Raw genomic sequence first — 11,399 nt, 5'->3', positions numbered from 1 at the left:
GCCTGGTATAGTCCTTGTGCAGGGCGCCGGCGCCCCAGCCCTTGCCTTTGTTCTGCTTCGACAGCGCATCCATGATGGCGACCAGATTGTCGTCGCGGATTTTTTCCAGCTCGCGGATCGACAGCCCATGCGCCTGGTCGTCCGACTGCGTGGCGATCAGGTCGACCAGTTCGTCGTTGAACTCCGGCACATCCATCAGCTTGGTCCATGGCCATTTCAGGCAGGGCCCGAACTGCGCCATGAAGTGGCGCATGCCGGCCTCGCCACCGGCGACGCGATAGACCTGGAACATGCCCATCTGCGCCCAGCGCAGGCCGAAGCCATAGCGCATGATGTCGTCGAGTTCCTCGACCGTGCAGATGCCGTCCTTGATCAGCCACAGCGCCTCGCGCCATGCCGCTTCGAGCAGGCGGTCGCCGACGAAGGCCTCGATCTCCTTGCGGATGACGACCGGCTTCATGCCGATCGAGGCATACATCTCCTTGGCGACCTCGATCGCCTCGGGAAAGGTCTGCTCGCCGCCCACGATCTCGACCAGCGGCAGGAGATAGACCGGGTTGAACGGATGGCCGACGACCAGCCGCTCCGGATGCTTCTTCATCGCCACCTGCATGTCGGTTGGCTTGATGCCGGAGGTCGAGGAACCGACAATCGCATTGGCCGGCGCGTGGGTATCGATCTCGGCGAGCACCCGGTGCTTGAGGTCGAGCCGTTCCGGCACGCTTTCCTGAATGAAATCGGCATCGGCCACTGCCTCGGCGATGGTCTTGGCAAAGGTCAGCTTGCCCTCTTTCGGCAAACCGCCGGGTACCATCTGCTTGTAGGCGCGGCGCGCGCCCTTCATCACTTCGCCGACCTTGCGCGACGCCTCGGGATCGGGATCGAAGATCGACACGTCGATGCCGTTGAGCAGCAGCCGCGCCACCCAGCCGGCGCCGATGACGCCGCCACCGATGGCGGCTGCCTTGTTGATGATGCTCATGCGGAAGCTCCGGTTCTGGTCATGGCGGTTGTGGGATCTATGAGCGGCGCGCGTTCGCCGGCGCGGATCACGGACGGGTCGTATGCCTTGCGGGCGAAGACTTCGAGGACGAAGGGCCGGAAGAATTCGATCGGCAGCGTGTCATAATCGGGGTCGAAGCTGGACTGGTCCCAGCGTTCGCAAAACTGGTCGCAATCGTCGAAATAGGCGTGGCCGGCAAAGCGGTCGCGCGCATGGCGGTTACCGCCGAGGTGATGGGCATAGTAGAGCCGCTGGAAGTCGCCATGTTTCTCCACCACCCAAGTGCATTGTTCGCGCACGAAGGGTTTGAGGATCGAAGCGGCATATTCATCGTGATTGTAAGGCGCATAGATGTCGCCGATGTCGTGCAGTAGCGCGCAGGCGATCCAGTCGGTGTCGGCGCCGTCGCGCCAGGCACGCGTCGCCGCCTGCAGCGAATGGCCGAGCCGGGTGATCTTGTAGCCCGATAGGCCCGCGTCGAGCTGCACCAGCGCGTCGAGCAGCCGCTCGCCGGTCCTGGCCGCGTAGTCGATCTCATGCGCGGTCAGGAACTCGTAGTCGTCCCGGTCGCCATCCTTCATTGCGGTGAATTTTACGGTAGTCATGCCGACCCTCCCGACGAATAATTCATGCCGCGATCGGCGCCCGCTTGGTGAGGTTGAGCTTCTGCCGTACCTCTTCCGGCCCAAGAATCCTGGCGCCGAGATTGGTGACGATGCTGGCGGCGCGCTCGACCAACTGCGCATTGGTCGCCAGTACGCCCTTGTCGAGCCATAGATTGTCTTCCAGCCCGACGCGGACATTGCCGCCGGCCAGCACCGCCGCAGCAGCATAGGCCATCTGGTTGCGGCCGATGGCAAAGGCCGACCAGTTCCAGGTCGACGGCACATTGTTGACCATGGCCATGAAGGTGTTGAGGTCGTCCGGCGCCCCCCACGGCACGCCCATGCAGAGCTGCACCAGCGCATCGGGGTTGAGCACCTTTTCCTCGACCAGCTGCTTGGCGAACCACAAATGGCCAGTGTCGAAGGCCTCGATCTCCGGCTTGACGCCAAGCGCCGTCATCATGCCGCCCATGGCGCGCAGCATGCCTGGCGTGTTGGTCATGACATAGTCGGCCTCGGCGAAATTCATGGTGCCGCAGTCGAGCGTGCAGATTTCCGGCAGGCATTGGCGCACATGTTCCATGCGGTTGGTGGCGCCGCCCATGTCGGTGCCTTTTTCGTTGAGCGGCAACGGCGCTTCCGGCGATCCGAACACCATGTCGCCGCCCATGCCGGCGGTCAGGTTCAGCACGACGTCGACATTGGCCTCGCGGATGCGCTCGGTCACTTCGCGGTAGAGATGCACATCGCGCCTGGGCTTGCCGGTCTCGGGATCGCGGACGTGGCAGTGCACGATTGCGGCGCCAGCCTTGGCCGCGTCGATGGCCGAATCGGCGATCTGCTTTGGCGAGCGCGGCACATGAGGGCTGCGGTCCTGCGACCCGCCGGACCCGGTCACGGCACAGGTAATGAAGACCTCACGGTTCATCGCAAGCGGCATAGAACTCTCCTCCGAAAGAACAGTCCACAACAATGCCCGACTTGCCGGAAACTGTTTTGCGTTTTACGAAGCTTCCATGACGAAAAGCGAAAAACCGACGATCTTTCGTGCCGAGCGTCTGCCGCTCAAGGTGACGCTGCTGGTGTTTTCCGGCTCGTCGATCATGTGCGTGGCATCCGCCGTCGATCCACTGCGCGCCGCCAACCGCATCTCCGGCGAGACCCTGTTCGATTTTCGGCTGGTCTCGGTGACCGGCGAGGCTCCGGTCACCACATGCGGCCTGCCGGTGGCGGTCGGCGGCCGCTTCGATGCGGCTGAGCCGACCGACGTTCTTGTCGTTGTCGCCGGCTTCGGCACCCAGAACTATGCAACCTCGGCTCTGTTGTCGGGCCTGCGCCGGGCCGCACGCACGGCGCGTGCTTGCGGCGGTGTCGAGGCCGGCACCTGGCTGGTGGCACGCGCCGGCCTGCTGGAAGGGCGCAGCGCCACCACCCACTGGGAGGACATGGAGGATTTTTCCTCGGCCTTCCCTGGCGTCGATGTCCGCCCGGACCGCTATGTCATCGACGGGCCAGTGTTCACCTCGGGCGGCGCGTCACCGACCTTCGACCTGATGCTGCATCTCATCCGCACGCGGCTCGGTATGGCGGTGGCGCTCGATGTCGCCAGCGTCTTCATCTACGACCAGGCTCGCGCCGCCACCGACGCACAGCCGCTGGTCTCGCTCGGCCGGCTCGACGGCTATGACCCGCGCCTTGCGCAAGCCATCCGGCTGATGGAATCGCATGTCGACCAGCCGCTGACCATCGAAGCAGTGGCCAAGCGCGCCGGCGTGACGGCACGGACGCTGGAAAGCATCTTTCGCAAATCGATCGGCGAGACGCCGGGCGCCTATTACCTCAGGCTGCGCCTCGGCGCCGCGCGCCGGCTGGTGGTCGATACGAGGGTTGCCATGGCCGATATTGCCGGGCGGACCGGGTTCTCGTCCGCCGCGGCATTTTCGAGGGCATTTTCAAGGGCTTTCGGCGAAGCGCCGGTCAGATTGCGGAGGGGTTGATGTGCATGCCGCCCAAAAGTGTGTAGCGATTTTGGGACAACGACATGCACAAAGTCGGAAAGCTCAGGCAGCGTTCTGACGGTCACTGCCGCCGTCGATCTGCGAGCGCATCTGTCTGGCAAGATGGGTCTCGAAACGGCTGGCAACGGCGCGGTCCCATTCGTTTGAGCGGCGCGTACCATCCTTCGGATGCGGCATCGCCATCAGCCGGTCGATGATCGATCCGGCCTCGCCAGGTGAGAGCAGGGCGTCGATTTCACGTTCGTTCTGCATATCGGTTCGCCTCCTTCTTCCTCTCCCGCCACGAGCCACTCTTATATGAGAAACGTGACGGCAGTTTGAAGGCAAGAGCGAGGTCATTGAAGGGCGTCGAAGGGCAAAACCGTGTCGCGGGACCGGGCCATGCGCAAAGCTGTTCCTGCGTCCCGGCAGGTCAGATCAAGGAGAGATCTACAGCCGCTTTTCGAACAGCACCGTGGTGAAGCCACTGTCCCATTCGTCGTCTGGATAGCGGTTTTTCTCGACATAGCCGACCGCCTTGTAGAGGGCTTGTGCCGGCAGGTTGAACGTGTCGGTTTCCAGCCGCGCCTGCGCCAACCCGGCGGTGCCGATTGCCTGTTCGGCATGGGAGAGCAGCTGGCGGCCGACACCTTGGCCTTGACGGGATGCCATGACGTGCAGGGCCTCGATGAAATCGGCGCGCCAATGGATCAGGCCGGCGACCTCGCCATCGATCTCGGCAACGGCGAACTCAGGCCAGCTCCGGTCGACATAGCGCCCGCCAATATCCGTCTCGACATAGCGCCGCGCCGCTGCTTCGGTGATGTTCGGCAGCCATGTGCCTTCGAACGTTTCCTGCAGCACCTGCTTCAACGCCGGAATATCGCTCGCCTGCGCCGGGCGCACGATGATTCGATCCTCTGCCATTTTCCGTCTCCCGCCAATGCATGTCGCCCAAAAGTGCCAGCGGTTTTGGGATGACGACATGCATAAAAATAAAGGCTGCCGCACGGGCTCTCTTTCGGCGACACGCGTGGCATCTTGATCTCACGCTGGCTGCCGAAGATCTGTGCGATCCTCGGCAGCCTCTCGCGAAGTGGGCTGACTAGCAGATAGCGATGGCGGCGGCTTTCAGCCAGTGGTGCCGGATGTCGGTCCAGAGATGGAGCGGCGCGCGCCTTACACGTAGCGGTTGACGATATTTTCCAGCAGTTCCTGGCGGCCGGACCTCGGCTGCGGCTCGATCCTCTTCTTGACGACACGCTCGGCGATATCCTCAAGCGTGCGCTTGCCGGCGAGCATCGCCTTGCCCTCGGCCGTGTTCCAGCCGGCATAACGTTCGGCCAGCGGCGCCGATAGCGCCTTGTCCTCGACCATGCGGGCCGCGGCTTTCAGGCCACGTGCGCAAGAGTCCATGCCGCCGATATGGCCGATCAGCAGGTCCTGCGGATCGAGCGACTGGCGGCGCAGCTTGGCGTCGAAATTGGTGCCGCCGGTCTTGAAGCCGCCGGCCTGCAGGACCTGGTAGTAGGCCAGCGCCATTTCCGGCACGTTGTTGGGGAACTGGTCGGTGTCCCATCCCGACTGATAGTCGTTGCGGTTCATATCGATCGAACCGAAAATGCCGAGCGCATTGGCCAGAGCCAGTTCGTGCTCGAAGGAATGGCCGGCCAGGATGGCGTGGCCCTGCTCGATATTGACCTTGACCTCCTTCTCCAGCCCGAAGCGCTTGAGGAAGCCGTAGACCGTGGCGACATCGTAATCGTACTGATGCTTGGTCGGCTCCTGCGGCTTCGGCTCGATCAGGATCGCGCCCTTGAAGCCGATTTTGTGCTTGTAGTCGACGACCATGCTGAGGAACCGGCCGGCCTGTTCCTGCTCGCGCGCGAGGTCGGTGTTGAGCAGCGTCTCATAGCCTTCGCGCCCGCCCCACAGCACGTAGTTTTCGCCCTTCAGCCGCTTGGTGACGTCGATGCAGCTTTTTACCGTCGCCGCCGCGTAGGCAAAGACATCCGGATCGGGATTGGTGGCCGCCCCCGACATGAAGCGGCGATTGGAGAACAGATTGGCGGTGCCCCAAAGCAGCTTGACGCCGGTCTGCTTCATCTTCCCCGCGAAGTAATCGGCGATCTCGTCGAGGCGCGCGGCACTTTCGGAAAAATCCTTGCCTTCCGGCCGCACATCGGCGTCGTGGAAGCAGAAATAGGGCGCGCCGAGCAGCGAGAACATCTCGAAGGCGACGTCCGCTTTCAGCTTTGCCAGTTCCATCGTGTCGGTGCCACCTGCCTTGGGGAACCACGGCCGGTCGAAGGTCTGGCCGCCGAACGGATCGCCGCCCGGCCAGGCAAAGGAGTGCCAGTAGGCGACGGCGAAGCGCAGATGGTCTTCCAGCCGTTTGCCGGCGACGAGCTCGTCGGGATTGTAGAACCTATAGGCCAGCGGATTGGTCGAATCCGGCCCTTCATATTTGATTTTCTTGATGTCGCCGAAAAATCCGCTGCTCATGATTTCTGTCCTCTCACAAAGTTCTGCCGCCATTACCTCAGGCGTAATTGGTTTCAGGCCAGCGCCGGTTGAAAAGGGTCATGTCAAAACCGTCAATGAAGGAGACAGACCATGACCGACCTCACCAAGATCGCTGAAAACTACATCACCGCCTGGAACGAAAGCGATGCCGTCCGCCGGACCGAATTGCTCAAGGCGACCTTCACGGAAGACGTCAGCTATCGTGATCCGCTCATGCAGGGCGACGGCCATGAAGGCGTCGCGGCTCTGATCGACGGCGTGCAGCAGCGCTTTGCCGGCTTCCGGTTCTCGCTGAAGGGCACGCCGGACGGTTTTGCCGACAAGATCCGCTTCTCGTGGAATCTCGGGCCTGAGGGGACGCCATCGGTGATCGAAGGTACCGACATCGGAATCATTGAGAACGGCCGCCTGAAGAGCGTCACCGGCTTTCTCGACAAGGTGCCTGCGCAGTGAGGACTTCTGGGCGAGGCGGGTGCGAAGCGCCCCCCTCTGGCCTGCCGGCCATCTCCCCCTCAAGGGGGGAGATTGGCTGTCTTTCCCGCCATCGCTAATTATCAACCTTGCAAGACGAGTAAAGCCGTCAACGCTGCCGATCTCCCCCCTAGAGGGGGAGATGCCCGGCAGGGCAGAGGGGGGCGCCTCGCACTGAATCACGCGGTTACAGCCCTGATCGCCGGGTACAGCTCCCGGTAGCGCTGATAGGCATCGGCATAGACGCCGCCAAGCGCCGCGTCCGGTTCGATCGTCGCATCCGTCCTCGGTGCCGTACAGATTTCAAGCGGATCGGCACCCGTCGCCGCGATCAGGCCGAGCCGCGCGGCGCCAAAGGCGGCGCCGAAATCGCCGTCGGCGGGAATGTCGACAGGCAGTTGAAGCGCGGTGGCAATCGCCTTCAACCAGTAGTGCGAGCGCGAGCCGCCGCCGATCGCCGTCACCCGCGTCAAACTCGTGCCGGCCGTGGCCAGGGCTTCGAGGCTGTCGCGGAAGGCAAAGGCTACACCCTCCAGCACGGCCTGGGTCAGCACGGGACGGCTCGATTCATGCGCCAGCCCGGTGAACGCGCCGCGAATGGCGGCATCATTGTAGGGTGTGCGCTCGCCCGAGAGATAAGGCAGGAAGGACACGCCGCTCGGCGCCTTCAATGTGTCGCCGAGCTCAGTGGTCAATTCGCCGGCGCTCTTCCCGGTGATTTCGGACAGCCAGTTGAGCGAATCCGTCGCCGACAGGATGACCCCCATCTGGTGCCAGGTGTTCGGCAGGGCGTGGCAGAAGGTGTGAACCGCGCTAGCCGGGTTGGGCAGGTAGGAAGCGTTGGCGGCAAACAGCACGCCCGATGTGCCGAGCGAGACGAAAGCGTGGCCGGCGCCGACCGTGCCCATGCCGCAGGCCGAGGCCGCATTGTCGCCGGCGCCGCCGGCGATTGGAATGGCCTGGACGCCCCATTTCGAGGCCAATTCACTGCGCAGTGCGCCTGCCTTGTGCGTACCCTCGACCAGCGACGGCATCTGCTCCTCGTCGAGCGACGTCGCTGCGAGCAGGTCCGTACTCCAGCGCCGGTTGCCGACATCGAGCCAGGAGGTACCGGCAGAATCCGACATCTCCGAAATGTGTTCGCCCGAAAGCCAGAGCCGCAGGAAATCCTTGGGCAGCAGCACTTTTGCGACCTTGGCGAAGAGAGCGGGTTCGTTGTTTTTCACCCAGGCAAGTTTCGGCGCGGTGAAACCGGGAAAGACGATGTTGCCGGTCAGAGCGCGGAAGCGCGGATCGGCATCGAGCGCAGCCGCCTCGGCATGGCTGCGCGTGTCGTTCCACAGGATGCAGGGACGCAGCACCTTGTCGGCGGCGTCGAGCAGCGTGGCGCCATGCATCTGCCCGGACAGGCCAATGCCCTTGACTGCCGCGAGTTCATCCGGATGGGAGGATTTGAGCTCGGCAATTGCGTCTTCGCAGGCCCGGATCCAGTGCTCGGGATTCTGTTCCGACCAGCCGGGATGCGGCCGTGAAACATCAAGCGAACCATGGCCGGAACCGATGACGGTTTGCCCGGCATCGATCAGCAGCGCCTTGACGCCCGACGTTCCGAGATCGAGGCCCAGATACATGTCTTCCTCCCACGCCAGTTAATTTTTTCGGGTCTCGAAAAAATCTGACTTGGCCAGTTTTTAAAACAAGATCCGCTTCGGGTCAATTCTCCGACAAATCGGCGGCGCGTCGCACAAACAGCGCTGACAGCGGACTGTCGGGCCGCGCCATCGAACGCTCGGCCGTGAGCGCCCTGGCCAGCGCACCGTCACCGGCGCGCAACGCTGCCTCGATCAGCGTCAGGTCGATAACATCCCGCTGGGCGTGGCTGCCGCCGAAGCGATGGGAGATCGATCGGATCGGCCGGATCAGGCGCACGGTCTCGGCGTAATTGCCCTCACCGAATGCCTTGACGGCGAGCGTCAGCGGATGGCCGACATCCCGCGTGAAAGCCGCATTGTCGTCGCTGCCACGCATGGCCTCGCGCTGAGCCTCAAGCAAAGCGAGGGCCGGCGCATCTAACCCTGCACCGACAAAGGCCATCATCGCGTGGGCATCGTTGAAGGCATAATTGCCGGCGCCGGCCTTATGCCAATTGGCGGCGAGCGCCGCCCAGCGGTCGCCGACATCGACGCCGCCGAGGGCGAGCCGCCACAGGACTGCCGAGGCATCGACCATGTTGAGCGCCATCGTCGATTGCACGCTGTAAATGGGGCCGTCATAGAGGGCCAGCACCGCGTCGGTCTCGCCGAGATCATAGTGGAACAGCGCCAGGTGCCACCAATTGTGGACCTGCAGGAAACTCTCCCTTGTCCACGCTTCCGGGTTGGCCTGCATCCAGGCGATGCCATCCCTTTGCCGGCTCTGCATCTCCATAACATGGGCGACGGCATGCTGCGCCCAGCCGTCGCGCGGCTCGATGTCGACCGCCGCGCGGCCAAGCTGCTCGGCCCTCACATAGTCACCCATTTCCTCCAGCCCGAAGGCGTGCATGCCGAGCATGGCGTGGTAGCCGGGCATGCCGCTTTGCCAGGACGGCAGGGCGCGTGCGATGCGGTCGCGCAGCATGCGTGCATTGCCGGTGAAGAAATCGATCTGGTGGCCGACCTGCAGCGCCAGCCCGTCGCGCGGGGTCTCGATGGTGATGTCCTCGAGAATGCGGCTGGCTTGATGCCAGCGTCCGTTGGCGAGATGACCCAGGGCTGTGACATGCGCCCGCTCGCGCGTGGTCGCGGCAAGCGGCAGTGACGCCTCATGGCAAGCCTTGGCCACCGCTGTCGCCTCCCGCTCGGTGGCGAGGCCGAACAGATAGCCCTTGAAGACATGCGCCATGACGAAGCCGGGATCTTCCGCGATGGCGCGGTCGACGGAGGCTACGGGGTCGCCGATGAAGCACTGCAGTTCACGCACCGCCTGGCTGTAGGGGGTGGATCCCGCCGCCGTCGCGCCCGAAAGCGCCAGGCCGAATACGTCCCTGGTTGCCATGCGATGTCCTTTCATCGATTCGTGACAGGGCCTCGATCCTTCGGCCCAAACCGATCCTAAAGCATGGGCCACGGACACGCCAACCGCGCGCTACGCCAGATCATTTCAGTAGTCTTTGCAGTTTAGCAACCATGCGGGGCAGATTAGGCTTTGTAAAATCGAATGAATTGTGTCTTCATTACGGCGGCTGGCGGGGGCTGGAATCGCGAATCGAGGGGGGACGCGATGCGGCATATGAAGAACTCGCCTCCGAACAGTCGTTCGGGGGATGCTCAGGTGGCAGTTGCTTCGCTCCGGCGAAAGCCGCAGCCGCTACACCCGTGGCTTATTAGCATCTTCTCAACTACAGCTTTTGCGTTGCTGCCCAACTCCGCCGCGTTTGCCGCATGCGTGCTGGGTCCATCCGCTGGAAACACCGTCTACACCTGCGATAGCGGCGACTCTGGCGGCAGCCTCACCGATGCCGATGGCGACAACACGCTCAATTTTCCTGCCGGCGGCACCGGGCAGATATCAGGCAATGTCAGCTTTGGCGTCGGCACGGACCGCATCGACATGCAGTCCGGCACCATCACCGGCACCGTCGATCAGGGTGGCGGCACGGATTTTTTCACCATTGGCGCGGGGACCGTCGCCGGCAATGTCCAGCAGGGCGCCGGCATCGACGACTTCAACATGAGCGGCGGCCAGATCGGCTCGCTCAACCAGGGCGACGGCCTCGACACCTTCACCATGACCGGCGGACGCATCGTCGATTTCTTCGACGATGGCGACCGCGCCGTGATGACCGGTGGCCGCATCGGCCGCGTCAACATGAAGCTCGACCAGAATTACTTCAACATGTCCGGCGGCACCATCGACCGCAACCTCGTCACCGGCTTCGACAAGGACACGATCATCCTGTCGGGCGGCACCATCGGCGGCAACATCAGCGTCAGCGGCGGCAATGACAGTGTCACGATCACCGGGGGCACGGTCGGTGGCGATATACTGATGAGTTTTGGCGCCGACGATTTCGTCTGGAACGGTGGCGGCATCATCTATGGCGCCGTCGATCTCGGCGGCGACAACGACACCGCCAGGCTCAGCAACCTCACCAACGCCAATCTCGGTGCCACGGATGCCATATCAGGCGGCCTCGGTACCGACGCGCTGACACTGGACAACGTCAAACTGGATGGGGTCAGCCGGCTCCAGAACTGGGAGAGCATCGACGCCACCAACGACACCGAGCTGACGATGGACAGCAATCTGGTGCTCGGCGATAGCGGCACCGGCACAGGTTCGCTCAGTGTCGATGCCGCGAGCACGCTTTATGGCGGCGGCTTCAACACGGCGATCCAGGCCTTTACGGCGGGCCAGCTGGCGCAGGTCACCAATGCCGGCCGCATCGACCTGACCAATGGCAGCACCGGTGCCACCGACAGCCTGACGATTTCGGGCAACTATGTCGGCCTGGGTGGCCTGCTGCTTATCCAGACCGAGCTCGGTGACGATTCCTCCGCATCCGACAAGTTGGTCCTGTCGAGCGGAACGGCTTCCGGTTCGACCGGGATCTCCGTGGTCAATCTCGGCGGCGCGGGGGCTGCGACCACGCAGGACGGCATCATGGTCGTCCAGGCAATCAACGGCGCCACCTCGGGCGCCACGACATTCGCGCTCGACGCCCCGGTCGCCGCCGGTGCCTTTGAATATTATCTGTTCAAGGGCGGCGTCAGCGCCGGCAGCGAGGAGAACTGGTACCTGCGCTCGACGCTGAAC

At 63.5% G+C, this 11,399-nt stretch carries 10 protein-coding genes and 1 pseudogene; 3 read left to right on the top strand and 8 right to left on the bottom strand.

Going from position 1 to position 11,399, the window contains the following annotated elements; translation table 11 throughout:
* The 3 genes from EN906_RS09645 to EN906_RS09635 all read right to left on the bottom strand — a co-directional run.
* The coding region (locus tag EN906_RS09645) for a 3-hydroxyacyl-CoA dehydrogenase NAD-binding domain-containing protein (RefSeq protein ID WP_127375152.1) at window positions 1-982 on the bottom strand (982 nt) is incomplete at its 3' end.
* Complete coding sequence (locus tag EN906_RS09640) at window positions 979-1,608, bottom strand: HD domain-containing protein (protein WP_127375151.1); 630 nt, start codon at window positions 1,606-1,608, stop codon at window positions 979-981. The genes EN906_RS09640 and EN906_RS09645, both read right to left, overlap by 4 nt.
* Before the next feature lie 22 nt (window positions 1,609-1,630).
* Complete coding sequence (locus EN906_RS09635) at window positions 1,631-2,548, bottom strand: 3-keto-5-aminohexanoate cleavage protein (RefSeq protein WP_127269383.1); 918 nt, start codon at window positions 2,546-2,548, stop codon at window positions 1,631-1,633.
* Window positions 2,549-2,624: 76 nt separating this feature from the next.
* On the opposite strand from EN906_RS09635, the gene EN906_RS09630 reads away from it, so the two are divergent.
* On the top strand, window positions 2,625-3,605 hold the full coding sequence (locus tag EN906_RS09630) for a GlxA family transcriptional regulator (RefSeq protein ID WP_127270184.1): 981 nt from the start codon (window positions 2,625-2,627) through the stop codon (window positions 3,603-3,605).
* A 63-nt stretch (window positions 3,606-3,668) separates the two neighbouring features.
* Here EN906_RS09630 and EN906_RS09625 read toward each other — a convergent pair whose 3' ends face one another.
* From EN906_RS09625 to xylA, 3 genes are all read right to left on the bottom strand, one after another.
* The gene (locus EN906_RS09625; protein ID WP_127270186.1) at window positions 3,669-3,878 is read right to left on the bottom strand and encodes a hypothetical protein; all 210 of its coding nucleotides are present in this window, start codon (window positions 3,876-3,878) and stop codon (window positions 3,669-3,671) included.
* Between the two features lie 177 nt (window positions 3,879-4,055).
* A complete protein-coding gene (locus EN906_RS09620) occupies window positions 4,056-4,532 on the bottom strand; it encodes an N-acetyltransferase (RefSeq protein ID WP_127270188.1) in 477 nt (158 codons plus the stop codon).
* A 252-nt stretch (window positions 4,533-4,784) separates the two neighbouring features.
* The gene (gene xylA / locus EN906_RS09615) at window positions 4,785-6,110 is read right to left on the bottom strand and encodes a xylose isomerase (protein ID WP_127269940.1); all 1,326 of its coding nucleotides are present in this window, start codon (window positions 6,108-6,110) and stop codon (window positions 4,785-4,787) included.
* 111 nt (window positions 6,111-6,221) lie between these two features.
* Here xylA and EN906_RS09610 point away from each other — a divergent pair, with 111 nt between their 5' ends.
* Window positions 6,222-6,584, top strand: coding sequence for a nuclear transport factor 2 family protein (locus EN906_RS09610; RefSeq protein ID WP_127269938.1), 363 nt, complete (start codon window positions 6,222-6,224; stop codon window positions 6,582-6,584).
* Window positions 6,585-6,781: 197 nt separating this feature from the next.
* On the opposite strand, the gene xylB is transcribed toward EN906_RS09610, so the two are convergent.
* Window positions 6,782-8,233: a xylulokinase gene (xylB, locus tag EN906_RS09600; protein WP_127270191.1), complete on the bottom strand. Its 1,452-nt coding sequence runs from the start codon at window positions 8,231-8,233 to the stop codon at window positions 6,782-6,784.
* 82 nt (window positions 8,234-8,315) lie between these two features.
* Window positions 8,316-9,638 (bottom strand): tetratricopeptide repeat protein, encoded by a 1,323-nt coding sequence (locus EN906_RS09595; protein WP_127270193.1) that lies wholly within the window; start codon window positions 9,636-9,638, stop codon window positions 8,316-8,318.
* Window positions 9,639-9,863: 225 nt separating this feature from the next.
* On the opposite strand from EN906_RS09595, the pseudogene EN906_RS09590 reads away from it, so the two are divergent.
* Window positions 9,864-11,399, top strand: a pseudogene (locus EN906_RS09590) (autotransporter outer membrane beta-barrel domain-containing protein); the annotation flags it as partial.

The sequence above is a fragment of the Mesorhizobium sp. M7A.F.Ca.CA.004.06.1.1 genome, assembly GCF_003999135.1.
Classification (GTDB): Bacteria; Pseudomonadota; Alphaproteobacteria; order Rhizobiales; family Rhizobiaceae; genus Mesorhizobium.
The sequence above is the reverse complement of the archived record's forward strand: the minus strand, read 5'-3'. Positions and strand labels throughout refer to the sequence as shown.

Excerpts from the sequence above, each read along its gene's own strand:
- xylA (WP_127269940.1), bottom strand. The coding sequence starts at position 6,110 with ATGAGCAGCGGATTTTTCGGCGACATCAAGAAAATCAAATATGAAGGG.
- EN906_RS09595 (WP_127270193.1), bottom strand. The coding sequence starts at position 9,638 with ATGGCAACCAGGGACGTATTCGGCCTGGCGCTTTCGGGCGCGACGGCG.
- EN906_RS09635 (WP_127269383.1), bottom strand. The coding sequence starts at position 2,548 with ATGCCGCTTGCGATGAACCGTGAGGTCTTCATTACCTGTGCCGTGACC.
- EN906_RS09620 (WP_127270188.1), bottom strand. The coding sequence starts at position 4,532 with ATGGCAGAGGATCGAATCATCGTGCGCCCGGCGCAGGCGAGCGATATT.
- EN906_RS09630 (WP_127270184.1), top strand. The coding sequence starts at position 2,625 with ATGACGAAAAGCGAAAAACCGACGATCTTTCGTGCCGAGCGTCTGCCG.
- EN906_RS09610 (WP_127269938.1), top strand. The coding sequence starts at position 6,222 with ATGACCGACCTCACCAAGATCGCTGAAAACTACATCACCGCCTGGAAC.
- xylB (WP_127270191.1), bottom strand. The coding sequence starts at position 8,233 with ATGTATCTGGGCCTCGATCTCGGAACGTCGGGCGTCAAGGCGCTGCTG.
- EN906_RS09625 (WP_127270186.1), bottom strand. The coding sequence starts at position 3,878 with ATGCAGAACGAACGTGAAATCGACGCCCTGCTCTCACCTGGCGAGGCC.
- EN906_RS09640 (WP_127375151.1), bottom strand. The coding sequence starts at position 1,608 with ATGACTACCGTAAAATTCACCGCAATGAAGGATGGCGACCGGGACGAC.